This is a genomic window from Pseudomonas sp. SWRI179 (assembly GCF_014268705.1).
Lineage (GTDB): Bacteria > Pseudomonadota > Gammaproteobacteria > Pseudomonadales > Pseudomonadaceae > Aquipseudomonas > Aquipseudomonas zanjanensis.
Map to the genome: position 1 here is coordinate 45,443 of NZ_JABWRA010000006.1, position 26,650 is coordinate 72,092.

General features: G+C 53.1%; 28 protein-coding genes. 13 read left to right on the plus strand and 15 right to left on the minus strand.

Going from position 1 to position 26,650, the window contains the following annotated elements:
• The first annotated feature begins 17 nt into the window (after positions 1 to 17).
• Entirely contained in the window at positions 18 to 809 is a 792-nt protein-coding gene (locus HU767_RS05015) for a helix-turn-helix transcriptional regulator (RefSeq protein ID WP_186728678.1), read from the plus strand.
• Positions 810 to 933: 124 nt separating this feature from the next.
• Positions 934 to 1,893, plus strand: coding sequence for a hypothetical protein (locus HU767_RS05020; RefSeq protein ID WP_186728679.1), 960 nt, complete (start codon positions 934 to 936; stop codon positions 1,891 to 1,893).
• A 6-nt stretch (positions 1,894 to 1,899) separates the two neighbouring features.
• On the opposite strand, the gene HU767_RS05025 is transcribed toward HU767_RS05020, so the two are convergent.
• From HU767_RS05025 to HU767_RS05035, 3 genes are all read right to left on the minus strand, one after another.
• Positions 1,900 to 2,226 (minus strand): antibiotic biosynthesis monooxygenase, encoded by a 327-nt coding sequence (locus HU767_RS05025; RefSeq protein ID WP_186728680.1) that lies wholly within the window; start codon positions 2,224 to 2,226, stop codon positions 1,900 to 1,902.
• Positions 2,227 to 2,267: 41 nt separating this feature from the next.
• A complete protein-coding gene (locus tag HU767_RS05030) occupies positions 2,268 to 3,242 on the minus strand; it encodes a zinc-dependent alcohol dehydrogenase family protein (protein ID WP_186728681.1) in 975 nt (324 codons plus the stop codon).
• Positions 3,243 to 3,305: 63 nt separating this feature from the next.
• On the minus strand, positions 3,306 to 3,608 hold the full coding sequence (locus HU767_RS05035) for a metalloregulator ArsR/SmtB family transcription factor (protein WP_122565734.1): 303 nt from the start codon (positions 3,606 to 3,608) through the stop codon (positions 3,306 to 3,308).
• A gap of 169 nt (positions 3,609 to 3,777) precedes the next feature.
• Between HU767_RS05035 and HU767_RS05040 the strand changes: the two genes are divergently transcribed.
• Complete coding sequence (locus HU767_RS05040) at positions 3,778 to 5,637, plus strand: ABC transporter ATP-binding protein (protein WP_186728682.1); 1,860 nt, start codon at positions 3,778 to 3,780, stop codon at positions 5,635 to 5,637.
• Positions 5,638 to 5,941: 304 nt separating this feature from the next.
• On the plus strand, positions 5,942 to 6,526 hold the full coding sequence (locus HU767_RS05045) for a DUF805 domain-containing protein (protein WP_186728683.1): 585 nt from the start codon (positions 5,942 to 5,944) through the stop codon (positions 6,524 to 6,526).
• A 241-nt stretch (positions 6,527 to 6,767) separates the two neighbouring features.
• Here the strand turns inward: HU767_RS05045 and HU767_RS05050 are convergent, their stop codons facing one another.
• Positions 6,768 to 7,688 (minus strand): hypothetical protein, encoded by a 921-nt coding sequence (locus tag HU767_RS05050; RefSeq protein WP_186728684.1) that lies wholly within the window; start codon positions 7,686 to 7,688, stop codon positions 6,768 to 6,770.
• A 418-nt stretch (positions 7,689 to 8,106) separates the two neighbouring features.
• Between HU767_RS05050 and HU767_RS05055 the strand changes: the two genes are divergently transcribed.
• From HU767_RS05055 to HU767_RS05080, 6 genes are all read left to right on the plus strand, one after another.
• Positions 8,107 to 9,015, plus strand: coding sequence for a hypothetical protein (locus tag HU767_RS05055; protein ID WP_186728685.1), 909 nt, complete (start codon positions 8,107 to 8,109; stop codon positions 9,013 to 9,015).
• 211 nt (positions 9,016 to 9,226) lie between these two features.
• Complete coding sequence (locus tag HU767_RS05060; RefSeq protein ID WP_186728686.1) at positions 9,227 to 10,225, plus strand: DUF4238 domain-containing protein; 999 nt, start codon at positions 9,227 to 9,229, stop codon at positions 10,223 to 10,225.
• Between the two features lie 221 nt (positions 10,226 to 10,446).
• A complete protein-coding gene (locus HU767_RS05065) occupies positions 10,447 to 10,827 on the plus strand; it encodes a hypothetical protein (RefSeq protein ID WP_186728687.1) in 381 nt (126 codons plus the stop codon).
• Between the two features lie 24 nt (positions 10,828 to 10,851).
• A complete protein-coding gene (locus tag HU767_RS05070) occupies positions 10,852 to 11,418 on the plus strand; it encodes a hypothetical protein (protein WP_186728688.1) in 567 nt (188 codons plus the stop codon).
• A 368-nt stretch (positions 11,419 to 11,786) separates the two neighbouring features.
• The gene (locus HU767_RS05075) at positions 11,787 to 13,283 is read left to right on the plus strand and encodes an AAA family ATPase (protein WP_186728689.1); all 1,497 of its coding nucleotides are present in this window, start codon (positions 11,787 to 11,789) and stop codon (positions 13,281 to 13,283) included.
• Entirely contained in the window at positions 13,280 to 14,179 is a 900-nt protein-coding gene (locus HU767_RS05080) for a hypothetical protein (RefSeq protein ID WP_186728690.1), read from the plus strand. Before HU767_RS05075 ends, HU767_RS05080 begins: the two co-directional genes overlap by 4 nt.
• A 535-nt stretch (positions 14,180 to 14,714) precedes the next feature.
• Here HU767_RS05080 and HU767_RS05085 read toward each other — a convergent pair.
• The 4 genes from HU767_RS05085 to HU767_RS28730 form a co-directional block, all read right to left on the minus strand.
• Complete coding sequence (locus HU767_RS05085) at positions 14,715 to 15,896, minus strand: macro domain-containing protein (protein ID WP_186728691.1); 1,182 nt, start codon at positions 15,894 to 15,896, stop codon at positions 14,715 to 14,717.
• Entirely contained in the window at positions 15,896 to 17,239 is a 1,344-nt protein-coding gene (locus HU767_RS05090) for a DarT ssDNA thymidine ADP-ribosyltransferase family protein (protein ID WP_186728692.1), read from the minus strand. Before HU767_RS05090 ends, HU767_RS05085 begins: the two co-directional genes overlap by 1 nt.
• A 41-nt stretch (positions 17,240 to 17,280) precedes the next feature.
• A complete protein-coding gene (locus HU767_RS05095) occupies positions 17,281 to 17,460 on the minus strand; it encodes a hypothetical protein (RefSeq protein ID WP_186728693.1) in 180 nt (59 codons plus the stop codon).
• 430 nt (positions 17,461 to 17,890) lie between these two features.
• Positions 17,891 to 18,181, minus strand: coding sequence for a hypothetical protein (locus tag HU767_RS28730; RefSeq protein ID WP_250961510.1), 291 nt, complete (start codon positions 18,179 to 18,181; stop codon positions 17,891 to 17,893).
• 102 nt (positions 18,182 to 18,283) lie between these two features.
• Between HU767_RS28730 and HU767_RS05100 the strand changes: the two genes are divergently transcribed.
• Entirely contained in the window at positions 18,284 to 18,526 is a 243-nt protein-coding gene (locus HU767_RS05100; RefSeq protein ID WP_010457973.1) for a hypothetical protein, read from the plus strand.
• A complete protein-coding gene (yidD, locus tag HU767_RS05105) occupies positions 18,523 to 18,729 on the plus strand; it encodes a membrane protein insertion efficiency factor YidD (RefSeq protein ID WP_186728694.1) in 207 nt (68 codons plus the stop codon). The genes HU767_RS05100 and yidD overlap by 4 nt, the downstream gene beginning before the upstream one ends.
• 154 nt (positions 18,730 to 18,883) lie before the next feature.
• On the opposite strand, the gene HU767_RS05110 is transcribed toward yidD, so the two are convergent.
• Entirely contained in the window at positions 18,884 to 19,354 is a 471-nt protein-coding gene (locus tag HU767_RS05110; RefSeq protein ID WP_077508731.1) for a hypothetical protein, read from the minus strand.
• Between the two features lie 131 nt (positions 19,355 to 19,485).
• On the opposite strand from HU767_RS05110, the gene HU767_RS05115 reads away from it, so the two are divergent.
• A complete protein-coding gene (locus tag HU767_RS05115; RefSeq protein ID WP_186728695.1) occupies positions 19,486 to 19,872 on the plus strand; it encodes an Imm41 family immunity protein in 387 nt (128 codons plus the stop codon).
• A 543-nt stretch (positions 19,873 to 20,415) separates the two neighbouring features.
• On the opposite strand, the gene HU767_RS05120 is transcribed toward HU767_RS05115, so the two are convergent.
• The 6 genes from HU767_RS05120 to HU767_RS05145 all read right to left on the minus strand — a co-directional run bounded on the left by HU767_RS05120 (position 20,416) and on the right by HU767_RS05145 (position 26,354).
• Complete coding sequence (locus tag HU767_RS05120) at positions 20,416 to 20,757, minus strand: DUF6124 family protein (protein ID WP_186728696.1); 342 nt, start codon at positions 20,755 to 20,757, stop codon at positions 20,416 to 20,418.
• A gap of 450 nt (positions 20,758 to 21,207) precedes the next feature.
• On the minus strand, positions 21,208 to 21,726 hold the full coding sequence (locus HU767_RS05125) for a hypothetical protein (protein WP_186728697.1): 519 nt from the start codon (positions 21,724 to 21,726) through the stop codon (positions 21,208 to 21,210).
• A gap of 384 nt (positions 21,727 to 22,110) precedes the next feature.
• Entirely contained in the window at positions 22,111 to 22,554 is a 444-nt protein-coding gene (locus HU767_RS05130; protein WP_186728699.1) for an HIT family protein, read from the minus strand.
• Positions 22,555 to 22,947: 393 nt separating this feature from the next.
• Positions 22,948 to 23,349 carry a response regulator gene (locus HU767_RS05135; protein ID WP_186728701.1) on the minus strand — a complete coding sequence of 134 codons (402 nt, stop codon included), beginning with the start codon at positions 23,347 to 23,349 and terminating at the stop codon, positions 22,948 to 22,950.
• Positions 23,346 to 25,529 (minus strand): PAS domain S-box protein, encoded by a 2,184-nt coding sequence (locus tag HU767_RS05140; RefSeq protein WP_186728703.1) that lies wholly within the window; start codon positions 25,527 to 25,529, stop codon positions 23,346 to 23,348. Before HU767_RS05140 ends, HU767_RS05135 begins: the two co-directional genes overlap by 4 nt.
• 150 nt (positions 25,530 to 25,679) lie before the next feature.
• Entirely contained in the window at positions 25,680 to 26,354 is a 675-nt protein-coding gene (locus tag HU767_RS05145; protein WP_186728705.1) for a phosphoribosyltransferase, read from the minus strand.
• Positions 26,355 to 26,650 lie beyond the last annotated feature (296 nt).

The following is a 26,650-nucleotide window of genomic DNA, read 5'->3' on the forward strand; positions in this document are numbered from 1 at the left end:
CCCTAAAGGGGTAGAAAATGCCGTTTGACCTTCACAGCCTGGCCTGGCATCGATCGATCGGGAAGCTGATCATGCAACTGAACCGTCCAGAGTTCTGGAGTTCACTGGTTCGCACATTAAATGAATACGTGCAGATCGATAATTGGGTGGTATTGATTTTCAGCAACCAACAGGTACAGGTCGTCAGTCTTCCCGAAGTGGCCGATGCGGAAGAAGTTGACGCTTTCATTCATCGCTACGTGAAAGGTCTTTATTTACTGGATCCATTTTATATAGCCAATCGGGAAAACCCACAGAGCGGTTTCTTCCACTTACTGGATATTGCACCGGAATACTTCCTTGAAACCGAGTATTACCACAAGTATTTCGCCCAATACATTTCCATGGACGAAGCACAATACAATGTCCAGCTCGACCCCGACAGAACGTTGTGCCTATCTATTGGCAGCAAAGCCCGTTTCAGCCAAGAACAAATAACCTTGCTCGACATTATCAAACCGTGGGTGACTGCATTGATGCATCAGCGCATGGGGTTTGAAATTGACGTGGAGAAAACGCTGGCTGAGCCGCCTCTATGGCCAGAAACGGTCAACCAGCTGGGCACGCAGATAACAGCACGTGAAAGTGATGTCCTGCGTTTATTACTCAGCGGCTTCTCCAACAAAGAAATAGCCGGAAAGCTTTCCCTCTCGGCGGAAACCATAAAGGTGCACCGCCGCAATATTTACGCAAAACTGAATATCAAGTCCCAATCCGAGCTGTTTGCACGATTTTTCATGCCAAGACAGAACGTTCCCGCTACGCATTGAAGTCAGTGGGTACGTCTGGGCATGAGGTATTCTGCGCGGTGTTAAACACGATCCAGGCCTGCGGCGTGCCACTGCTTGTCACGACCCTTTGATCGTTCTGAAGGCGACGCACCAGGAGTTCTGCATGTTGATTGGACATCGGTTCGAGCGCACCGCGCAGGATGACCTGCACATCCACTCCCGTAACCTCGTACAAAGCGCATTCGTGCTGCTGACAGGCGCGCTTGCCTTCATTGCACCGGTGGCGTTCGCCGTGTTTGTGATCGCTGACGGAGGCCTCCCTCAGACTGACGTCGATCCATTGTTCGCATTGCTGATTGTGCTGGGACTGCTGCTGATCCCTGCCCTCGGCCTCCTCTTGATGGTGTACACCGGCGTCCGCGAGACCTTGCTGTTATCGCGACGCGAGGGTGAAGGCAAGCGCCGCACCCGAAACTTTTTTGGACGCCGCGAGCGTGTGCATTCGGTCTTTAGAATCGACACCCCCAAATGCCTCGAACTTCGCCGCCGCCAAGAGGCCGAGCCCGCCTACACCCAGCTGTGGCTGGTGATGCGCGATGGCACCGAGCACCGCCTGACCACCGATAACGTTCCGGTAGTGCCGGGCAGTAAACCCACCGATGTGTGGCTGCGTGAGCTGGCCGACTATTTGAACGTGGCAGTGCCTACTGAAGTGGTCGCGGGTTCGACGGCGGCTGTGAAGCCAGCCTACAGACCTGCTCCAGCCCCAACCAGCGGCAAGGCGGTGAGGGAAGCCAGGCAGCGCAGAACCCAGGAACTCACGCCTGCCCACGAGCCCACTGAAAAACTCGGCACGCCCGCACGCGCCCTGCTCTTTCTACTGGGTGTTTTCCTGGCCGTCCTGGAGCTGAGTCACGTCATCACCTTGGTCCCTGCGCTATTTAGCGGGCGGCTGCGCGTCGGCGGCGGTCGAACCGGCATGACAACGTTCTACTGGGCCGAACAACCGCTGACCTTTTCATTCCACATGCTGGTGGGCATGGCGGAGGTGTTGATCCTCGGATTCATCGCCTGGGGTTGTCTGCGCACGGCGATCCAGGGCCGGATGAGTTCCAATCCCTGAGGGTGGTCAATTCGGCCACTGCTCGGTCAGAAACGGTGAACAGGAGGCGGCCCCCTCGATGTGGTAGACCCTCGGTTCCTCCGAAAAATATTCCTCTAGGCCCATCATGAACACCCGATGGTCTTCACTCGCTTCGAAACCCGGCGTGTGATCCTCAAGTGACTGCCATCGCACGATCAGGTTGAATTGCTCGGGGGTCTCGATCCCTTGCGCCAGCAAGTGACCGCCGTAACCCTTTGCCCGGGTGAGCAAAGGAGCGACCTCGGCAAATGCACGCCTGAACGTTTCAATGCGTTCTTTGTGAACGGGGAGCAGAGCGATCTCATAAATCATGGTATTCCTCGAAAATGGCTTGAACGGTTAAACGTACGCAATTACGGGATCAGCGAAGGCTCGACCGCTATCGCGATTTTTCCTTGAACACCGTTGTTGGGGCTCTCCAGCCGGGCATGGGCCAGCCCAATGTCGGCAAGCGAATAGACGGCGCCAACGTGTGGCCGCAGCTGACCTCGCGCGACCAATGCGCTCAAGTCATCGAGCTTGCCGCGGTTCTGCCTGGTGAAAACGAAGTGGTAACTCGCATTCTTGCCCCAGGCCTGGACAAGATTTTGTGGCTGCGCAATGTCCACGATCGAGACAACGCGGCCAAGCTGTGCCAGCGCGTCGGGGCTGCGCGACAAGGTATTGCCGCCGATGGTGTCGAACACCACATCCACTCCGCGACCACCCGTTTCCCCCATGATGGCGTCGACGTAGTCCTCCTTTTCATAGTCGATGACCACATCGGCTCCCAGGCTTCGCACGAACCCGGCGTTTGCCTCACGCACGGTCGTGAACACCCTTGCGCCCATGGCTTTGGCCACCTGGATCGCCACATGCCCGACGCCCCCCGCGCCGCCGTGGATCAGAATGCTTTCCCCCACCCTGAGCGCCGCACGCACGATCAATGCTTCCCACACCGTCCCGCCAACCAGGCTCAGGCTTGCCGCCTCGAGATGGCTCAGCGAGGCTGGCTTCTTCCCGATGATGCTTTCGGCGGCAACGTGGTACTCGGCATAACTGCCTGGCCCGTCAAATATTTGCGGGGTGTACCAGACTTCGTCCCCTGGAGCGAAGGCGGTCACTCCCGGCCCAACCTCTTCGACAACGCCCGATACATCGTGTCCGGTTATGGCCGGCAGCTGCACCAAGTCGGGATAGTCGCCGCGACGAACCTGGTAATCCAACGGATTGATAGAGGTTGCGTGCACTCGGACCAAGACTTGTCCGGTGCGCGGTACAGGCTTGGGCACGTCGCGCAGTTCGAACGATCCCGAGCCGCCGAATGATTTAAGTACCATTGCTTTCATCGTAATTCCTCACATCTATAAAAAGGAATATCGAGATATCTCGATATGTTACGGTAAAAAAAACTACAATTCTTTCCCTATGACCTCGGCAAGCGCGCTGATGGTTGCTTCATTGCGCTTGTAGTAGGTCCACTGACCGATACGCCGGACTTCGACCAAGCCCACTCGTTGCAGCGTTGCAAGGTAACCGGACACCGTTGACTGCGACAGTCCGATACCTTCTTGAATACTGCTGACGCAGACGCCCACCGTGAGAACGTCACCTTCATCCTGCGGAGGGAAGTTCTTTGCGGGATCCTTCAAGCCTTTCAAGATTTCCAGGCGTGTAGGGTTCGAGAGCGCTTTGAATATTTCGATCAATTCCATGCCCCGAGAATATCGAGATTTTTCGATATGTCAATACGCTGATTAGCCCCTTCCCTGGCCCCAACATCCTGGGCGACATGCCAAGAGAGCCATACCCACCACTTCACATAACCCTCAAAGCAGTCTTTAAATGGCAGAATCTCCGTCATTGATCGTTTCGGAGACCACCATGCTTCGCGTATTTGAACAAAGACTCAACCCCTTCCCACCCGACGAAGTCCCCCCGCCGCCCAACGGCCTGGCTCGGTTCCTTTGGGCCTGCACCCGGGGCGCCCGCGGTTACATCCTGGCGTTTGCGCTGCTCAGCGCCGGCGTGTCGATCTACGAAGCCTGGCTGTTTTCGTTCCTCGGCCAAGTCGTGGACCTGCTCTCGACCTGGCAAGCCGGGGGTGACGCGGCAGCGCAGGAAAGTCGCGTGCTGTGGGGCATGGGTATCGTCATGGTGGCCAGCGTCGGGCTGGTGGCGCTGCGTACGATGGTGCAGCACCAGATATTGGCGATCAACTTGCCGTTGCGGCTGCGTTGGGACTTCCACCGCCTGATGCTGCGGCAAAGCCTTTCGTTTTTTTCCGATGAGTTTTCCGGCCGGGTCACCACCAAGGTGATGCAGACGGCCCTGGCCGTGCGCGACGTGCTGTTCACCCTGATCGAGATCGCCCCGGGAATCGGCGTATATTTCATCGCGATTATCGCCTTGGCCGGCGGCTTCGCCCTGAAACTGATGCTGCCCTTCGTGGCCTGGATCGTGCTGTTCGGGCTGGCCATGCTCTACTTCGTGCCCCGCCTGGGCAAAGTCGGACAGGAACAGGCCAATGCCCGCTCGTCGATGACCGGACGGATCTCGGACGCCTACACCAACATCACCACCGTGAAACTGTTCTCCCATTCCAACCGTGAAGCGCACTTCGCGCGCGCGGCCATGGAGGATTTCAAGCAGACCGGCTTTCGCCAGATGCGCCTGGTCAGCCAGTTCGAGATCGTCAACCAAGCGTTGGTGGTGGGGCTGATCATGGCCGCTGGCGGCTATGCGCTTTGGTTGTGGCACCAGGGCGACGTCGGCGCCGGCGCGGTGGCGGCCATCACCGCCATGGCGTTGCGCATCAATGGCATGTCGCACTGGATCATGTGGCAAATGACCTCGCTGTTCGAGAGCATCGGCACCGTGCAGGATGGCATGGCAACCCTGACCCGCGGCCCCAAGGTGCAGGACGCGCCGGACGCGGGGGTACTGGTGACCTCCGGCGGCGCGGTCACCTTCGACAACGTGAGCTTCAACTACAACGGTGAACGCCAGGTGCTCGATGGCCTGAGCCTGGACATCCGCCCGGGCGAGAAAATCGGCCTGGTGGGCCGCTCCGGCGCCGGCAAATCCACGCTCATCAACTTGCTGCTGCGCTTTTATGATGTCGACAGCGGGCAGATCCGCATCGACGGGCAAGACATATCCCGCGTGACACAAGACAGCCTGCGCAGCGCCATCGGCATGGTCACCCAGGATACGTCCCTGCTGCACCGCTCCATTCGTGACAACATCGCCTACGGCCGACCCGATGCAACTGACGCACAAATCCGCCGCGCGGCGGCCAATGCCCAGGCCGATGAGTTCATCAGCCAACTGAGCGACCGCCAAGGTCACTCCGGCTACGACACCTTGGTGGGCGAGCGCGGCATCAAGCTGTCGGGCGGCCAGCGCCAGCGCATCGCGATTGCCCGAGTGATGCTCAAGAACGCGCCAATCCTGCTCCTTGACGAGGCGACCAGCGCGCTGGACTCGGAAGTCGAAGTGGCCATCCAGGAAAGCCTCGATGAAATGATGCAGGGGAAAACGGTCATCGCCATTGCTCATCGGCTGTCGACGATTGCGGCGATGGATCGACTGATTGTCATGGATGACGGGCGGATCATTGAACAGGGTACCCACGCACAATTGCTCGCCAAGAACGGCATCTATGCGCGGCTGTGGCACCATCAGAGTGGCGGGTTCCTGGGGGAGGATCGGTGGGTGACGGAGGCGATGGATCAGGTCTAAGCGTGAAGGGCCTGGGGGGATCTGCAGGTGGGTGTTTTGGGTCGTCAGCTGTCCTTTACAACGGGCAGCTTTCGGCCCAGAAGCCGTCGTTCAGAGTAGGGACATGACCCGCCTTTTTACTAGCGGCTTCAGTAAGGTGCACTGCGCGCACCCTGCGACAGACCCACACATGCTGTGGTGCACACAGCCCCCCCCTCACACGATAGCGTCTTTTCTCTTGAGTTTGATGCCGGCCTTCGATTAGATATGAGGCGTAAACGTTGTGACGTGAATAGCACCATCAAACATAAGGGAATAGCACTAAATGGCCCGGATAGAACCCGTTTTCGGCAGCATCAGCAGCGAAATCGAAAACCCATACCGACCGGGCGACGCCCAACTGATTGACGACGAGGTTGTCACGTTTTCAAACCCCAAGATTTTGGATTTTTCCGGGCGTATTTCTCTAGCGCGGTTCTGGCTGATTCATGTGCCCTTGGTGCTGGTTCTTCCGTGCATTTTGCTGACGTTCTTTATGGTGGGGTTGCGCCATCAACTGGTGGTTTTGCTGATAGTCGGTGTCACCGTTGTCGTTCCTGCCATGCTGCTCAACGTGTCTCTACTGGTACGCAGGGCACGTGATCTAGGCTGGAGTCCGATATGGGGAATTCTCAGCGTAGTCCCTGTTATCGGCTTTGTGATAACGCTTCCGCTCTTCATGCTTCCGGGGCGTAAAGCGATTAATAAATACGGCCCGCCCAATCCACCTCTTTCGACGTCGGTAAAGCTACTTACCGCGCTGTTGGTGGTGCTGCTGCTTGTAACTTTAACCGTGATAGTTGTGTATTTTCCCCAATACAACCCACGGGCACCCTACGAGTGGTTCTTTAATGCATTGGTTCAGGCATAACGTTAGCGTACGCGAAGTCCATGCTTCACCTCATTGCGCGGCGCCAAGTGCTCAGGTGCCTTTGTAGAGAGCGTTGCGCGCACCACGCGATAGCCCTGCGTACGCCGCGGTGATGTCCATTGGGAAAAGAGAACAGATTTATTTCTCTGCTCTAAACGCCCGTTCTTGGCCGATTGCAGCCCCTCACGATAGGCAGCAATCGGCCAAAAGCAGTCACAAAGGCACTTGATCAGTCACTGCATCAATTTCCGGCCACGGCTTTTAGGGATGTCTCAAAGTATTGGGTGCCCGCATACCCGAGGATCGCCCCTACCACAAACGCACCGTAAAAATCTTCAAGAGTCACAAAACCTTTTGACGACTCTTGACGAGATAACACAATGGCAAGAATCATGGCCATCACAATTATTCCCAATGCGCTCACAATAGAAGCTGCGATCGAAAATTCCGGTGAAAGAATACCATTATTCAATTGCCGTGCAAGCCATCCTAGTATGCCGCCCGATACTGCGCCAAGAACAATTGATTTAACTGGCGGCTGGACGGATACCGTCACGGGGACAACTTGGCTTCGGGGCTCATCACCGACCCGAAACTTTATCAGCGCATATAGATCAAGCACCTTTGGCTTTACAAATAGCCAGTGAGCTGTCTGAAGCTCGAACGAGGCCAAATCCTCTTGGTAGGGCGGAATTTCTCTGTCCGCACCAATACTGGCCCCCTTCTCTACAACGGGGTTGTCGAACACGACCTCCGCGCCTTCTGCATGATTGATATGAACGTTGTCGTTAGGCTTAAACGGGGTCTTTACAGTTAGCTTTGATTTTGGCTCCATATTTATATGGAAATTACTTCCTCTTGGAGCAGGAAACTCAGCGGTAAGCGATCCGAAACTAATTTCTGTTACGCGGAAGTTTGAAAACCCAGTAAGCAAGCGATGAATCCAACCCCGCTCTGCATTGCCTTCCCCAGCCGAACTCTCCACCCGCACTGATTTAGAAGGTAGTAATGGCGCTGACGAAGGTGCTTGAATAGACTCAATTATGACCTTTTCAGAGAAAGGATTTCTGACAATCAAACTCACTGTTGCAATAGTGCCTGCCACTATTGGAGGCGCTTTTACTTCAACAGAAAGCAGCCCTTTAATTTTACTATTTTCCATCAATAGACCTTATAGCCGTGAGCTAAATGATTCTGAATCTATCCAGATTGTAAGTATACAACAAGTCACAGAGTGCAAAAAAATTATTATAGTAACATGTAGCTTGCAACATATCGCTGGATAGTTATGATTAGGAAGCTACTATTGTGTCATTGGCTTGTCTAGTGCCCACTCCTAGCCGACTTTTTCAGGTGCTAACCTGGTGTAAGGGGGGGCGAGTGGCGCCGGGCGTGACAGGCAGGGCTAGACCAAAACCGGTCACTCTCGTGCGATGGCTTATGCCCCTAATCAACTTCCCCTATAGGCTTGGGCAATTCAGGAGCATCTGTGCCACCAAAAGACGAGATTTCTTTCATGGATGGTGTCAAAATGATACCTTTCGATCTCATATGAAATTCTGCACGCTGAGCATCGAGAAGTGGATCAAAATTCCGAAGCTACGGTAGCGTGCCAGTCTGATTTTAGGAAAATAAACAATGGTTGCTGGGCCTGGGAAATAATGTCCTCTAAAAATATAGCAAAATTAGCTGCCAATAAAATAGCGAATGACGTAGCAATAGTTGATGCCTTTGCGCTTCGCTTTATCATCGCTTGCTCATTTATAGCGCCAGTAATTGCGATTTTTGTTTGGGCAGAAAAGAAAGACTGGACAGCTTGGATTCAGGCAATTGGGAGTGTGGAGGCTATCATTGCTGCCGCACTCATTGCGGTCGGTACTCATCGTATGAGCATCAAAGCTCAACGCGCTAGACAGGTGGAAGAGCATGTGCGCGCGCGCTCTAACCTGAAAAGTTTGATTGAGGAAACGTACTCCTACCTAGTTTATGTTCGTGACCACGCCAAGGGTGGACTTGACAAATATGATTCAGCGGTATTATTTCCGCCTAGATTTGGAAGCAACAAGAGCAATTGGTCTGATTATAGTTGGAAAGCTTCAGACATACGAAGAAGTATGTCATTGTTTGAAAAAAATATTGAACAGTTGTCGACAATTGATTTCGCCAATCTGGATGATCCGTTTCTTGCTAGGAATATGCTGACCTTCATTTCCTATAGCAGAACCCTACTTGAAGAGATAAATACAGGCTGGGATTTGTTGGATGTAAAACAAGAAACTCAGGCCGAAAATTCCGATCCTGACAATCTCGACTCATTCAAATATCGTCCGGGAACACCAAATTTGTCACCGACTCAAAAGAAAATTGGCTTGTCTCACACCATCGCGCGAGGCTTTATGGGTTATTATTTTGAGAATGATCTGCCAGTATTAATTCATAGCGTCTATGAACAACTGATAATTCGACTTGATACGGAGTGTGGTGCGTAAAGCCTTCCATAAGCTGTTTTGAAAATAGGTATTTGCGACCGTCTGCAATGGGTCGACCGCAGCCGGTCATAACTGACCGCTTCCGACTCGAAGCGGCCTTTGATCTGAAGTTCACTGACGAGCATTCACCAACAAGCAGGTAAAGACTCCGACTTGACTAGAGCCTCGTAGATTGAGAGCTTGCGAGCTAACAAACAATGGATCGAATGCCATGTCGCTTAAAGACCTTGAAGCCAAGAAGCGGCACCATTACATCTGGGCGAAATATCTTACACGCTGGGGTAACGGGACGAAGAATGTTTTCTACACCACGAAGACAGGGAAGATTGCTCTCGACAGCGTACGAGCCGTAGCTGCTGACGACTACTTTTACAAGGCTACAACGCTTACCAACAAACATGTCGAAGTGATCAAAGGCTTTTCCAAACAAAGCCCCAAACGTCTTCAACAACAGCACATGTCGTACCTAAATGACTTCCTGATGATGCAACACGCTGAAACGATCTACCGTAGGTCTGGCTCCGAGAAACCGGAAGTCGAGCGTCATCTCCATGCAATTAAGTGTAATTTGCTCGAAAATCTACACGCGTCCCACGAAAAAGCGGCGCTCCCAGTGTTGGCTGCGCTGGCCGATGAGCAGCTCGATGTATTGCAGAATCAACAAAATATGGTGGAGTTCATGGCGTTTTTCGGACACCAGATATCCCGCACCAAAACCTTCCGAGATGGTGCGATTCAAATTCTACCTCGGCGCACCGAACTTGAGATTGAAGTGGCTGACGCGATGGCGCATGCATGGTGGTTTCTAAGTTACATGTTCGGGATGAATCTTGGGTTAAGCCTGTACGCAGATCGCAATAACGCTACACACGCATTGTTGATAAATGACACCAAATCGCGATTCATCACGTCAGACCATCCTGTTGTCAATGTGCACTCATGTGTATCAGAAACTGTATTCGCCGCGCCTAAGCATGCCGACTTCTACTACCCGATCTCTCCACGGATAGCCTACGTCATCTGCGATTCTAATCGGTTCACTCCAGGCAAGAATAAGGTTGATGAGGATACTGTCTTGGAGCTCAATTTCAAAGTTGCTGCCCAAGCCATGGTGCATATCATCGGAGATACCGAGAGCGCGATTCGTCCCTTCAAAGCGCAGATCGGGCGGCGATACCATAAAAGAACTGGCGATCGAGGGACTGATTGACTAAGCCGAATTACTATAGTGTGCTGCCGCGTCATCGTTTTGATGGTTTGTTTTTGGTTGATCTAGATAAGTCTGGTAATAAACGAAATATTTCCCGTCAACGTACGACGTACGCTACCTTGCAAAAAAAATAGCGAACCAGATGCCCAAGAGCTATGCTTCTTAAAGTATTTCCGCGCTCCGGCGCGTTTACTCCAAACGATATTGCATCAGGGAAGCTCATGGATATCATTACGACCATAAGCACATCAATAACGTTAGCAAAACGGCTACGTGAGATCTCCAAGAACATCGACGACGCCGAGTTCAAAAATTTACTTGCAGACCTATCCGGTGAGCTTGCCGAACTCAAACTAGAGGCCGCTGCTCTTAAGGAGCGTATCGCAGCGCTACAGGAAGAGAATGCTCTGTTAAAGAAGACGTCCCAGCCCTCTGACGAAAAGCCTGTAGGAAGAAAATGGGGGTGCTATCAATTTGAGGGAGACAACATCCTCTACTGTCCAGCATGTTGGGACTCGAAGCGTAAGAAATCATCAACCACCCGAGTAAACACCCGGTTTCGCCACTGCCCTGTTTGCAACGCACCCATCGGTGCAGGCTGAATACTCATCCACAGGTTAGTTTCTATGCAAGTCACCTGCACTAAATTCGAAGCAGCTTCTCGGCAGTTAAATGAAGCAATTAGCTTATTTTTTGCCGACCATGATCCATTGGCAGTGCGAACACTAGTGGCTGCCTCTCATGGCTTGCTCGCAGACCTTGTTGAACATAAGCAGCCAGATGGATCTTGGCGATCACATTTGGTTGAGAGCTCCGGCCTGTCAAGGAAGGAAGCCTTGGCGGCAATAAACAGTGTTCAGAATTTTCTGAAACACGCCGACCGTGATCCAAATGCGCATCTCAACTTTGACGAGGAAGAGAACGATCACATAATTTTCATCGCCACGCTGGAATGCGGTGAACTGGGTGGTCCGTTAACCACAGCTATGCAGGCTTTCCAGGTATGGTATCTGGCAAGCTATCCGGACAAGATCGGCGCTGAAACTGTCCTGGTCAAAAAATCGCGCTCAGCGTTTCCTGGTATGGATAAGCTCGCGCGAGAGGAGCGCCTCGATGCCGGCCTGAATTTCTTGGCGTCAGCCATCACTAAATACGGCGACAGTTCTATCAGAAAGAAAAAGCCTCTGGCCTAGAAACTCATCCCTCTTGGTAAGAATGCCAAGCCTAATCGGTAGGGCAATCTGAAGCCCCAGCTTCGCTGCGGGGTATTTCGCCACGCTGCACCAGTGTTGGTGTAGCCACCCACTGATTTTCGATGCTCACTTGAATGCCTGCTCTTGGCTGATCGCAGCCTGTCGCGAAGGGCCGAAATCGGCTAGAAGCTGCCATTTCGTGAGCGACAGCAATCGGGGAGTAGTGACTGTCAGCCTAGACCAGCTTAAGGGGATTGAGCTATGAACTGAGCTGGTCATCTGCGACTATTGAAAGTGGCTTCCAAGCATCGACGGCCAAGCTGAATCCTATCTAGACTTAATGCGTTCATCCTGCTAGCTTCTTTAGGATGGACATTTATATTTGCAGTCGATTTTTTGTTGGAGCGCCATCTGACGTTCCGTATCCGCATTTATTACTCGCAAGGGACAGCTGGAATGATTATTCCTATTATACGTTGTTTGACGTTGAGTTAAGAGTAAGCGAAGACTATAAAGTTCATCTTGATGAACTGAAAATAATGAAGGATGGCCAGCCTGAAGGTATTGAAAATAGGCCGTTTCAAGATTTGTCGCCCGGTGCATTAATTTCCAAGATTCATTTGGATTCTATATGTTCACTTAGCTCCAAAAAAAAATACTACGATACTCTCGCAACACTCGGCATGGAATTGGCGCATGATGTATTAAAGACGCTTAATGATGCGTCATTTCTTCTTGATATAAAACTTCGATTTCAAGAACAACCATGTTTTCAGATATCCCTACTTAGAGACTTTACGGCGCGCGAGTTGCTCGACGAGGCCGGCATTGTCTTCGGTGCGGAACAGCAGCTAATAAGCGCATTTACCGCCAAGATATTGCTGGAGGGAGCGAGCGCCCCTCATGAATTTTACTTTGACTTCTACTCTAAGCTGGGTGCCCCTAGACGAATTCAGTCTATTGTTGGGCTGAATGGTGTCGGAAAAACCCAAGTAATGGCAAGGCTTGCTATGTTGATGAGTCGTTTTTCAAAGCAAGCCATAAAAGAAAAGCGGTCTGCGCTTCAAGGTGATGACATTCTTAATCCAGTGCCCTCAATATACAGCGTGGTAGCTGTATCATTTAGTGCATTTGATGAGTTCGAACGCCCTACGCAGTTGCAAGGAGAGAAATTTAAGTATAGTTACTGTGGCCTACAAAGTACAAGAGGGCGGCTCAAAAACAAAGAGGATCTCTTAGAGGAAATTAAGGCAACCCTGGCCAGTCTATCCATTGAAAAAAGAGAGTTACTTAAAAAGGTTCTAGGAAATCTCGTCCGGGTTGATGATTTGGAGACTTTCATTGACGAACCGGAAAACAATGAAAGCATGTACGAGCGATTGAGCGCGGGTCAGCGTCTAGCTCTAAACTGCGTATTTCATATTCTTTCCAAAATCGATCGTCGGACATTGATCTTGTTTGATGAGCCCGAGTTGCATTTGCACCCTCAATTATTAACAGGCCTACTCAATACGCTCAGCGAAATTTTGGAAAGCCAAGATTCATTTGCAATTATTGCAACGCACTCTCCCTTGGTGATTCAACAGCTGCCTATGGAGTGTGTTCATGTACTCCGTCGGGATCGGATGACACCCATGGTTCTGAAGCCGACTTTTCAGACTTTCGGAGAAAGCTTGTCCGAACTCACCAAATTTGTCTTCTCCTCCACGGAGGCAGATCGCGACTATAGGTCGATTTTAGATCGTATGTATGCCGAGGCGAATCATGATATTGAAGCAGTTCGCGCGATCTTCAGTAATCAATTGAGTTTGAGCGCAGACATTTACTTGGAATCGCTACAGGAAGTAAGGACGGCGCCGGAATGAGATATCAGATGGCAGCAAATGGTCTCGATGTCGAAAATTATTTTCCGACAATAATTGCCAATAAGCATTTGAAAACAAGAGCAGAACTGAAAGCGGTGCAAGCTGGCGTTCTTGCTTTGTGCAAGAATTACTCAAAAACTTTAAAAGCCTTCAAGCCCCCCACTGAACAAGTCTGGACTATCGAAGCGAAGGAGGTACTTAAGTCCTGTTATTCGGTCGGCACTACTGCTCTATCCGCTCACAAGGATAGAATTCTGAAGTCTCTAATATCACAATCTGAAATTAACGTACAGCGTTGTGCATATTGCATGTTGAACGACCCCAAAACATGGGATCACTACATGCCAAAAGATTACTTTCCAGAGTATTCAATTTATCACGAAAACTTAGTATATATTTGCTATGGCTGCAACCAGAGAAAGTCAAATTACTTCAACAAGACTAAGCTCATTTACTGCCACCCTTATTTCACCTTAGATAATGAGGACGCCTTGCTGCATTGCAAGGTCACTGTCATCAATGGGAAGCTTTCTATCCAATATTACGGTGGAGGTGAGGGCAAGCTAAGCCTAGCAGGTGCAATTGCTCATCAACATCTTGAGCGGCTTGGGCTAATTGACAGGTTTAAAGGCGAGGCATCCAGCACAGTAAGCGGGCTTATTGGTGAACTACGTCAATATTATCCTAGAGGGGTTTCGCAGCGGGCGCTGGACATTGTTTTGGAGCGACGGTACGCAGACGCCAGAGGAAAGCTTGGCTGCAACGCATGGGATAGCCGCCTTTGGCACGGCTTAGCGGCCTGTCCAGAATTCATTGTGTATGCTAACGACAAAATTAAACAGGCAGGCGGTCCCAGTATTAATGGCTTTCGCCAGTCCTCGCCTCCACCTCCTTAAATCGTGTCGGAGTATAGAGTTTTGCAATCAGATATCGTAGGCGTATGAGCGTATTCATTTTTTAAAAAAAGTAGCTGGAGAGCATATACCCGTAGTTCGTTTTTATGTCGATAGCGGACTGCATACGATAGTGGCGGTAAGTGACCGCAATTGGTCGGATGTGGCCGCTTGCGAACGTCCGTTTATGGCCGTTAGCTGCCGGATACCAAAGGCAGTAGTCGGCCACTAACTCCGGCACAAACTCCTGCCTGGAACTTAGCTTGCTCCAATACCATGCCTAGAACGCTCCACCAAGCATGGTACCGAGATACATCTTATGACTTAGCTTTTTCGAGCCATGCGAAAGACCATTAACAATGCAGAGCACATCAGCCTAGAATCAGATTTTATCTTTAAAAATCAAAACATTAAGAAAAAATCTTACTCTCACTCAATTATTTTAATCTATAGAAAACCGATAAAAATCAAAACCTTATGGATGCGAGACCATAAAGCACCATGACCGAAACCATGTTCGACTTTGGCTAAGCTGAGATCAAGCAGAGTTCGCCCCTCCCCCCTTAGCCGCATCAGAGTTGTGAATATCATCCGCGAAAACGCTTGTTAGGGGCATATCCAAGTCAAATCCTTTTGCCCGAATGTCTAATACCGCCTTTATATCCTCTGGTGAGCTGATTTCAGAAACGCAGTAATACGCATCTACAGATATCCGTTTGAGTTGACTCTTATATTTTTCCAACCAAGCAAGCTTGCTAGCGAAAAACACCACCTTCTCAGAAAGATACATCCTCGCAAAAACAGAAGGCATAAATTCTTTCTTATCGAAGGCAACTACTGGATTACCTATCGAGAGAAGATTAGGCTTTTCTTTTCGCGTTGATGACGATACTTTTTTTATGGACTCGTAGATTCCGGATGGGAGAACACAGCCGCAAATTAGACCTTGGGTCGAAAGTTCAAGCGCGAGTTTTTTTTCAAAGGCTGTCCCCCCCAACAAAATACTGCACTTCTCGAGAACGCAGAAATCAACAAACTTTCGTATAGCATTTATCTCGCTTAAGTCAGGCTTGCTGCTGCACACAACTGAAAAATCGTATCTAAATTTGTTTTGCTGTTTTGGATAGTAATACACATCCTTCTTGGTGTAGATGCGCAACTTTTCCGGGTATGCGTCCGACGCATATTTAACAACCCCAGCCCCAACCGAACCAAGCAGTTGCTCATAGTCTGGCTCCGAAGCTTTGACATTTCCCGCTTTCACTGAATCGAAAGGCTCAAAAACATATATATGCGCAGGAGAGTTTTTTAGCTTCTCAGCAATCATGGATCGGACCCTGTCCCAGTCCAAACCACCATGACCACAGCCTAGGGCCGGAAGAGTTACTACTTTTCCACTCTTATCTTCAAGATACTTAGAAAGCCATTCCAACCCATCATCAATATAATGATACTCAGATGGATTCTTCCAATGATTTTTAGTCGGAAAATTTATGATCTCGATGTCTTTCGAGATCATATCCTTTTGCAACCAAACGGAAGGCAGGCCGGGGCGAATAATGCCCGAACGACACTTCTCAGCATAGTCATCAAACATTTCAGGAAATCTTTTCTTAAATGCGAGCGCCACACCTGCCCCCATCACACCAACACAGTTAACTGTATTGATCATGATATCCGCATCAAAATCAAAAAAATCTCCGGAAACAAACTTTATCATTAAATATTACCTTGCAATTTTTTAAGAGCCTCAACTCTGAGGGCATCGATTCCAGCAGAGACCTGTATCAACCAAATTTGACTTAACGCACCAATATCAGCCTTACTCAAAGCCACCAACATAGTGATATCTTCAGAACAAGTAATTATATCGAACAACTGACTTTTGTCCCGACCTTTAGCAACGATCTCACCCAGTAGGTCATCATAAGTCACCAGCATTATAATTTTTCGGACTATATCTGGTGGCAGAATAGGCAAATCCTCAGTCAAAATTCTTTTCAACATAGGCAGGGATTTTTTGGGATGTTCACCATCAGCTTTATTCATAAAGCTATTGGGCCAGCGTGTTTTGGGCCCTTTGCCTATATCGTGGAGATAAGCTGCAAGCTCCAAGACTTCACGATGGATAGGGTCCAACTGAATATATTCGGGTGAGTTCAGCACCAGACCCGCAACACGTCGAGAATGAGCGCCAACATCTTCGCGATGTGGCCCGTAGTTCGCGCCGAGACCATCGATATCTTCTAGCTCTCTGATGGCCGCGAAGTTAGCGCGAATAGCACGCAAGGCATCACTTAAGGTCTGGAATTTCGGCATCACCTGACGCTGAAATGAGGCCACATGAGAAACAGCCTCATCTACAAAACGCTTGAGGAAAAAAGGCCCTGTAACCAAAGAAGCATTCCAATTACCAGGCTCTAGATAATAATGCTCCCCTCCCGCCTCAACAATGCTCGGCGGAACAACCCCTTTGTTCTGAAAAATTTGCCTAACGCAGTCAGATACGCTGCGATTAAATGTAACTATCTGATTAATTTCAGACAATGGGACATGATCTGGTAACAAAAGCTCCGCCATTTTGCGGTGCTTCTGAGCATCGTCGTCATATCCCCACCGACCGTTATCGATAGTTTGCCAATCTAGTTGGTCGAGCTGATCAGACTGATGATTTCCAGAAAAGAAAGCTGGGGGAACGTCCGTATTTGCAGACGCGCTTGTGTAATAGGCCCCAGCTCGTGTCTCCATCAGCAAAACCGAAACGGAAAGGTAAATGATGAACTGCTGATCTACGTTCTTCTTATAGAGCACCGCCTGCTGCATAGGCGTTTTCTTTGCGAAATAGAACGGTACATAATCATGAACACACCGCCCGTTGGCTCCAGGTACTTGCATAACAGCCCGACGCCTCTGTATTCCTTCCTCAGCGACGTTAACGTGCAGAATGCCGCGAGCAATTTTCTGATTGGTCGAAAAAATACCGTGATCAATTATTGATTCGAGATTCTGTATCGATGTGAAATGATATGCGTTGCGACCCCTATGGTGCACAGAAACTGCCATGTTTCCCCCTTGAATAAACTATTGATAAAGCGATACTAGAATCATTGCTCTTGATATTTTTCTGGAATTATTGGAGTCTGCCGACGCAGAATTTCAATCTCTCCTTGTTCGCCATCACGCAAAACGTCCTCAGCAAGTTTGATAGCGTATTCTGGATCAGAGTCAAACGCCTCCGCCATAACTTCATCGTGGCCTCGATCTTTCCTATGTTGTTTTTTCATTTAAGCCTCGACAATGCTTACCGATTCGCATTTTGGATCGTGCAATCCAGTCTATACCAAATCACATGATTTGCTTCTCGACCTCCATCACCAAGCGGTACAAGGCAACCATTCGTGCGCGCCTCCCGTGCTGGGGCTTCAACCACCACAAATCTTGCCCTGAAAGCCTCACGACTCACCTTAACCACAGCCGTCACCCGCCTCATCAGTTCCATCGCCGATGAATCGAGGTCGCAGCACTGCGTGCCTCGACATAGGGCGTGCTGCCAACCAATGCTTCCGTCGATGCATGCAACATGCTGCAGAACGAGCCTTCGATGCGTTGGCTAGCCACCTATCAATCTAACATCAGGCGCTCGATTGGCCGCATCGATACGGCATGACTGTGCGAAGATGAACTTTGCTTTGTGTCAGACGACACGTTCAGCAGTCATCTTACGACGCGTGACATGATGGAAAGCACCTCGCTCTGCAATTTACGAAAGTCATTCATCATCGCTTCCACATCCATTGGACTTGCGCCTTGTCCGCGCTTCTCCGCGAGCCAAAGTTTCAGTAGTCCGGCTACCCGGCCAAGGTCGCCATTGACCTTGGCCAAGTCAGCAACTGCTAGCAGGTCAACCACGGATCGAATAGGGCTGTTACGACCGCAAGCTGCCTTCCACGATTGGCAGCCGATGGCCGGAAGGCGCCCTGGTGAGAGCTTGCTTTTCTGGCCGATCTGGGAGCGTGCGATTCGGGTTGTTCATCCGGCTCGGAACCAGATATAAAGCGAATGCGCTTTGTATTCAGGGGAATACGAGCATTCATAAGGTGATCACGGATGTACATCTACAAAATGGTTCAAGTGCCGCCAAACATTGAAGTTCGTGCGAAGGAGCACCGGGGTAACGAGGCCGCTGTTTATCTACAAAATGTGGTCAACACTCATGCTGAGGATGGGTGGGAGTTCTATCGGATTGACACGATTGGCGTTTCAGTCAAACCGGGATGCTTCGACGCGTTAATGGGGAAGAAAAACGTGCTGAACCACTATTACGTGATTTCTTTGCGCAAGCCCCGATGATCAAGCTTTGCGCCGTCTCAGCAATTCGCTGCTATCAGCGAGTTGCTCCCTCTCGATTGCGAGATGCCTGCCGATTTGAGCCTTCCTGTTCAAACTATGCGATACAAGCCATCGAAAAGTATGGTGTTCTAAACGGCTGCCGCATGGCTGTGGGCCGCATCTGCAGGTGTCGGTACCCGAACGGCGGGAAAGATTTTCCCTGAATAAGTCGGACAGTGAGCCCCGACGCCTTAACTGTTCAGCAGTGCTTGCCATGATCCTGACGGGCTGCTTTTGGCCGAAAGCTGTCGTTCCCAACGGGTCGCGTTTTGCTCGAAGATGGCCCTGTAAACCATCTCTCATTCAATCGGGATCCATTCACATGCCTGTCTTGATGGCGCGAATGGCCGCCATGTAAGCGCTGGTTCCGATGCCGACTTGACCCCAGACTTCACGGCTTTCTCCTCCTTGGCGGTCATATTGCTCATCCGCATCCCATAGCGTCAGGATTTGGTTTGGAAACAGGTATTCATAGGATGAGAATTCGTGCTGGCCGGAATTGTCCGAAGCAGCCATCACTGAAAACACATGTGTGGCAGAGTGCGCAAAGACATCGACTCCCTTGAACATGAACGTGACGTTCGGGTTTCCGCAGACACCAATGAAGCTGACTTCATCGTTCGGCCCGTGGGAAACCTGCACGCAGGACTCGCAAAAATAATCGACGCGGTCATGGGAATGCTCGAGCGGGAATCCGATGGCAGCCATCTTTTGCCTCGCTGTAGCGCGTGCTGCGCCAAGACGAACAGGACCAATAGCCTCAAGCGGTAAAATTTCAAAAACCTGCATTTCCTGGGCTCCATGGGTGACAGGCTAGCCAACCGCTCCGCTATGTAGGGCGCGGAAGCTGTGCTGAAGATTGTCCGAGAGCGGGCACCTCGGTACGCTGTCGACCTTATCCGATATGGAAAATACTTAACATGGATCCGCACGCTCTGATCGCAAGAAATTTCGTTGGGGGCGAAGCATACGAAGACGCCTCGTTCATCGGACGATTACACGAAGCGGGACTCTGGGATCGTGAAGAATACTGGCTGCTGGAGTGGGCACTCTATCAAATCGCAACAGAGACAAGCTTCAGTCAGGCACTCTCACATAGGGTGTTCGAGATATTCAGCTACAGTTCTCTGCTATTCGGATGCCACTTTGATCGGAAGGATCGCTTCAAGATCCGAAACCTGAAAAGAAAGCAGATCTACGATTTCCGCGAGAGATTCCACATGGTGTTTGAGGGTTTCTTCGCTGGAAAAATGCCGACACCGGCTCGCTTTGACGAACCCAATCCGTGGCTCGTAGGTGGCCCGTAATCTGACCGGACGGGGTTAATGATCGCTGATGTCAATCAACCGCTCCTCGGCCAGCCTTGCGCATGCCGAGAAAGCAGGCAGGACCGACTAGCCCTTAGGGTTCTGCCTTCGGAGGTCGTGATGGTCGAGCGAATCGCGCCATTGCTGGATTGCTTTGGCTTATTCGAACTTAATCCTCGCGAAGGTTAGGCCACGGCAGCTGTCGGCCAAGACCGTACGTTTGGAAAGTGGGATTATGACGAACAGCAATAAGCCGGAATACTGCACGATCTGCAGACGCTTACTGGACAATCCAGCAGATCCGCTATCAGGCAATTGCGGCGAAGATTGCTGGGGATGCATAGGCGCTATCGAGGCGGAAATGGGATGCGCAGAGTCGCTCGCCTACGTACGCAAAGAATATGAGGCTGGACTTCGGCCTGGCTGGATCGACCCATTCAAGCCCTGATTTGGAGCTGCGTTACGACCGCTTCGGGTCGGAAGCAGCCCTTCGCTTCCGACCCGATCCATCTTGCTAAAAATGGAGTCTATTCCACCGGACGCTTACCTAGGGTCGATGACATCCAGTGCCCGGTTTGCCAATAGCTGACCTAGTTCAATCAACTGTTGCAGCCCTAGTGCAACATGCCGTCGAGAATCCTTCAGGTCAAACGCCAAATCGTTGGCCATGGCATTGGCGGAGGCTAACGTTTCGCTGAGGTTAGCCAACAGGCTTTCAACATCGACGCCCTCCACGACGGTGAATAACTGGTCCGGAGGTGGCTTCTTGTCAGGCTGGGCGGGTTTGGGGTTCAGATAGGAATCGATGACACGTTCGGCGTTGGCGTCGGCCGCGATGTCCAGGTGCAGCGGTGGAACGGGTGGGTCTGGGATGAGTTTGTCCATATGGACCTCCTAACGTCAGTCGGGTCCGCCACTGTTCGCGACTAAACGAAGTGGGGTGGCGGCTGTGCGCAGGTTAGTCGACCGGGACGTTAGGAAACCGGCGCACCCGAAAGTGCCCTGCGCACAGCCACCATAAAATCAGCGAGAAAAACGTAGCCTGACTTCAAGGAGACCTTGCGCCTAACGAGATACCGAGCGACTAAACCCGACCGCTGAATTGGCAGCGGTGGACAGAGACTAGGCACCAAAATCAGCAGGCGCAAGGGACTGGAATTTTCTAGGAAATGTCCTGCAAGTCAATGGGCAATATTCGCTCCGTCGCTTCCTACAAACTCGTTTAACCGTTCCACCACCGAAACAGGTTGCAACGTTTGTCCAGCGCTAACGCTCTTTCCAGAGAGATCACAACGCCTATCGCTATCGCATAAAAATCCGATCCGGCGTACCGCTTTACTTGATCTCAACCAATCGCACGGCCTGTGACCCGTCCAGGGACAGGTGAATCACGGCGGCTCGGCTTGGGAAATTCGGCGCATCCTCGTCGGTATTCTCCATCACGGGAATGTCGATCAGGGTCTGTTCACCCGTCGGGTCGCTGACCAACTTGGCATCGAGGTTGTCGATGGCCCGCCAGCTGTCGCCACCGATGCGCATCACGTCCAACAGGCTGTAGTGCGGCACGCCCTCTTCGTTCTCTTCGGGCGTGAAGGCGGCCAGGTATTGGCTGTAGTTGTTGCCCATGCCGAAACCCTCGATGGTGAAAACCGCAAGAGTGACCTGGCTGTCCTCGCCGGTGTCCAGGGTCTGCACCAGCGTCGCTTCGGGATAGCCGGTGGCGTAGCTGTCCTTGATCAGCGCGACCAGGCGGCCGATCTGTTCTTCCAGGGCTTTGGGAACGGGTTTCGATTCAGCGGCGTGAACCAGGGTACAAGTGAAAAACAAGGCAGCGGTCAGCAGGCGCAATTTCATGGAGGTGGAGTCCGGGGGTGTCGGGAGGTCAGCGTGCAATGGTAGCGGTTGGCAAGGGATTGAGTGGCGAATTGTTGGTGGGGTTTGTGCTGGGGTGCACAACCTTGTTCGCGAAAGCGGTGGGTCTGTGTGCATTGTTGTTGAATGTATTGCCCCCATCGCGAGCAGGCTCGCTCCCACACTGGGTCCCGGGACAGCGGGAATTCCCCCCATCAACCCGACATCCCCTGTGGGAGCGAGCCTGCTCGCGAAAGCGGTGGGCCTGCGTGCATCGATGCTGGATGTACCGCCGCACGCCTGCCCGAACTGCCACCGATTAGCGCTGCGCAGCCCCTAGATCAATCCTCCAACTCGGCAGCGCGTGCGAAGTGGTTTTGCCCGCTGTCAGGCCTCTGAGCGGATCCGCGCAACCAAGCGAGCCTGGAGTTTTTCCAGTTCCTCGGGATCGGCCTTGCCCCGGCCATGCGCACCCGCTTCCTCACCTTCCCAGCGAGGGATGATGTGCATGTGAATGTGGTAGACCGTCTGCCCGGCCACCGCGCCGTTGAACTGGGCGATCTGGACGCCGTCCGGCTGCAGCTCGTCCACGATGATCCGCGTCAGGCGCTGCACGGCCGACATCATTGCGCCGAGGACTGTGGGCTCGACTTCGAGGATGTTGCGCGCTTGGGAATTCTTGGGGATGACCAGGACATGGCCGCGCGATTGCGGAAAGAGATCCAGGAAGGCCAGCACATCAGCGTCTTCGTAAATCTTGTAGCACGGCGCATCGCCGCGAAGGATCAGCGCAAAGATGTTCTTTGGATCGTAATGGCCGTGGAGACTCATGTTCACTCCTTGAATGGGGTTAAGGCGGTGGGTTGCCGGTAAGAGATTTAGCACAGTCCAGCGGCGACGTCTCGTAGAGGTCTGCTTGAAAGCCGAGGGCTGGGCTTGCTGGCGATGGCGGTGGGTCAGTCAGCGATGAATTGCCTGTGCCAACGTCATCGCGAGCAGGCTCGCTCCCACAGTTTTTCGAGCGATTCGTAAAGGTCGTGTCTGGCCCAAATCTCTGTGGGAGCGGGCTTGCTCGCGAAGGTGGCGTACTTGTCGATATCGTGGTTGGCTGAACTACCGCTTTCGCGAGCAAGCCCGCTCCCACAGGGGAGTTCTGGTTTGATTCAGATCGTGGGCACACCCTAAATCCATTGTGGGAGCGAGCCTGCTCGCGATTGCGGTGGGTCAGTCAACATCGATGCTGGATGCCAGGCCACTTTCGCGGGCTTGCTTCAGCGTTACGGCCATTTTCTGCTGCAACTCGCTTTGCGAAAACGGTTTGTGCAGCACCGGGCACCCGGCGTATTCGGCCGGCAGCCCGCTCGCGCCGTATCCGGTGCTGAACAGAAAGGGAATGTGGCGACCACGAAGAATCTCGGCCACCGGGAACACGCGCTCGCCAGCCAGGTTGACGTCCAGGATCGCCAGGTCAACTTGCACCGCGCGAGCGATTTCACAGGCCTTAGCGAGCCGGGCGACCGACGCCACGACCTCGCATCCGAATTCCTCCAGCATCTCTTCGATCAATAGGGCAATGGCGCCTTCGTCCTCGACGACCAGCACCCTGTTTCCAGCCAATGGGGTCATGCCCCAGCCACCCCAATCAGGAACGAAAAGCGACAGCAAACGCCCTGTGAAGCAAAGGTGAGCTCAAAGGTGCCACCCAAGTCGCGCTCGATGCAACGCTTCATCAGGCGCGAACCCAGCCCTTCCCGCTCCGGCGGGGCGACCGCTGGCCCTCCTCGCTCTTGCCAGTCAAGGGTCAACAGCGTTCCGTCCCCTTGGGCTTGCAGCTGCCAGGTGACGGCGAGCGTGCCCGTCTCGACCGACATGGCCCCATATTTAAGCGCGTTGATCGCCAGTTCATTGAGGGTCATCGTCAGGTTGAGCGCCACGCGGGTGCCGACGTCCACGGCAGCCCCCTCGATCGCCACACGGCCAGGCTCATGCCCGAAGACCGGCATCAGCACTTCATGGGCCAGGGTGTCGAGCGGCGTCTGGCCCCAATGCCGTTTGGTCAAGAGATCGTGTGCTCGCGACAAGGCCAACAGCCTTGCCTCGAAACGCCGGTAGCCGTCCTTCGCATCCTCGGCATTGCGCGCGGTCTGGGCCGCCAGGGATTGCACCGTGGCCAGGGTGTTCTTGACCCGGTGATTGAGCTCATCGATCAATGTCTTCTGCCGGTTTTCCGCCTGCTTTCGCTCGGAAATGTCCACCAGCATGTTGATGGCGCCCACCAGGTTTCCATCGGCGTCATGCAAAGGCGTGGGAAACGGCGTGAACGGTACACGGCTGCCATCGGGCCGCTCCGCAATCGCCTCGACGCCGCGTATCGGCCGATTTTCCTTCAGCGCCACCGCCATCGGGCATTGATCGTGGGGCAGCGCGGTTCCGTCGGTATTGAACAGTTTCCAGGTCACACACCACATCTCACCCAACTGCGGCGTGCGCCCCGACAACTCGATAGCGGCGCGGTTGAAGAACGTGATCCGCCCCTCGGCGTCGGTGGTGTACACCGCGGCCGGCAACGCTTCAAGGAGATTGCGCATGTGCCGTTCGCTTTCGCGGACCTGGTTTTCCATGCGCCGCGCCAGCGTGACGTCCTGCAGCACCCGCACGCCATACCGAAACGTACCGTTGGCGTCCCTCACCGATGAGCTGTGGATGTCGAGGTAAACCACCTCGCCATCGGGCTTCACCGCGCGCTTGCGCAGCACGTAATTATCCAATTCACCGGCCACTTGGCGGGCGTACAACCCGGCATCCTGCGCAATGCAGTCGGGGTGGGTGTAATCCAGGAAGGTCATCGCCAGGAGCTCTTCCCGCGAGCGGCCCAGCATGTTGCACAGGGCATCGTTCACCCGGAGCAAGCGGCCGTCGATGCCGGCCTCGGCAATGCCGATGGTCGCCGCTTCGTAGGTCGCCGAAAGCCGGTCATCGCTGTCCTGGCGCGCCGCCTCGGCCGCATGGACGCTGCTCCTGTCGATGGTGAAGCAGCGGGTATTGAAGAGTTTTCCGTTCTCGAACCGGCCGTTCGAGGTGATCGTGACATGCTTGATCGAGCCGTCCTTGGCCCTCAGGCGCGCCGGATAGCTCTCCAGGCGATCGCCACTGCCCAGCTTGGTGAGAATGTCGCCAATAACCGGCTCGTCGACATGAAATTCGGTGATGTGGCGACCGATGTATTCTTGCGCCGAATAACCCAGCAGCGCCAGCTCCGCCTTGTTGGCGCGCAGGATGGTGCCATCGCCACTGACGATATGCAGGCCCACCGCGCTGTTTTCAAAAAAGTCTTCCAGGTCGGCACTTTTGCGCCGAAGCTCTTCGGCCATGGCGTGGTGCGCCGAAACGTCCTGGAAGCAATTGATCACCCCTTGAATGACGCCCCGCCGATCCCTGAGGGCGCGGATGTTCATAAGCGCCACGAACCGCGAGCCATCCGGACGTTGGATGATCACTTCCTGATTGCGCGGCGCAATGCCGGTATCGAGCGCCGAGGCCGTCGGACTGTGCTCGAATGCCAGCGGCGTTCCGTCGGCCAGGAACAATCGATGGGCGCCGCAGAAGCGGTCGCCGTTCTCTCCAAGCGTCGGCGCCCTTCCCCACAGCTCGGCCGCCTCGCTGTTATACCGCACGAGCCACCCCTGGCGATCGCAGAGGTACACCGCACCGGGAATGGCATCCAGCGCATTCGTCCCCATAGCGATCAGGCTTTCGTATTCGCTTGGCGTACAGGCTTCCAAGGGGAGCTCTTCAATGTTCGACATCAGTCATCCTCAAACCCCCTGGCTGCAACGCTCAGGGTCTCAATGGACTCTAGATCGCTATTGAGCGCGCGAGTTCAGGAAACTCTTCAAGGACAACGGCGCCTGTGCCGTACGTCAGCCATGGCATAAATCGACAGGCTCGCGCAGCGGTTATGAACGAGGCCTGCTCCAGGCCCTGTCCAGTAGCGCGACCACTGTTTCGTCCGGGGTCTGGCTGAAGTCTTCGTACCAATCGCCGACCGAGCGCATCCACTCGGGCATCAACGGACACACAAACTCATCGACCTCACTGCGCAAGGCTTCGGCGGTTTCGACCGGCGCCACTGGAACGGCAACCACGATGGCAAGAGGGTTTTGCAGGCGTACCGCATGGACCGCCGCCATCATTGACGCACCGGTGGCCAGGCCATCATCCACAAGCAGGACCACCTGCTGTTTCAGGTCGACAGGTGGGCGGCTGCCGCGATAAAGCGCTTCACGGCGCGCCAGTTCCTGCCTTTCCCGCTGGAGCACCGCATCGAAGGCAGCCTGGTCGACGTGATGGGCACGCAACGCATCGTCGTTGCGAATCTGGATGGCGCCGCTGGCAATCGCGCCCATCGCCACTTCCGGATGAGACGGAACACCGAGCTTGCGCACCAGTATCAGGTCGAGGGGCAGCCCCAGGGCGTCGGCCACCTCCCAGGCGACGGGCACGCCACCCCGGGGCAACGCCAGGACGATCGCATTGCTCCGCCCACGATACTGGGTCAAGGGTTCTATCAAGCGCTGGCCGGCCGCGGCTCGATCGGCATAAGGAGGCGATGCAAAAGACAGGGGATTCATAGTCGGGTCTCCTTGCAAAAACAGACACGTCGTCCGCACAGTCACCCTGTCAGGATACCCGGCACGGGGTGTCCAGCAACGGCTGAGTGATCCAAACTGCCTGCGTCGTCACGCCAATCGGCGGGCGTGACCGCATCGTCGGCGCCAGCGACTTGGGAATCGCGAGTCATTACGCCTGCCGAAGCCGTTTCTTAACGAGGTCTGACGGAGGAGAAATTTTGGCACGCCCGAGAAAAATCCCGTCAAACCTGGGCTGCCCTTGTTCGATCTTCCGTAGTACAGTAGTCAAAACCCGA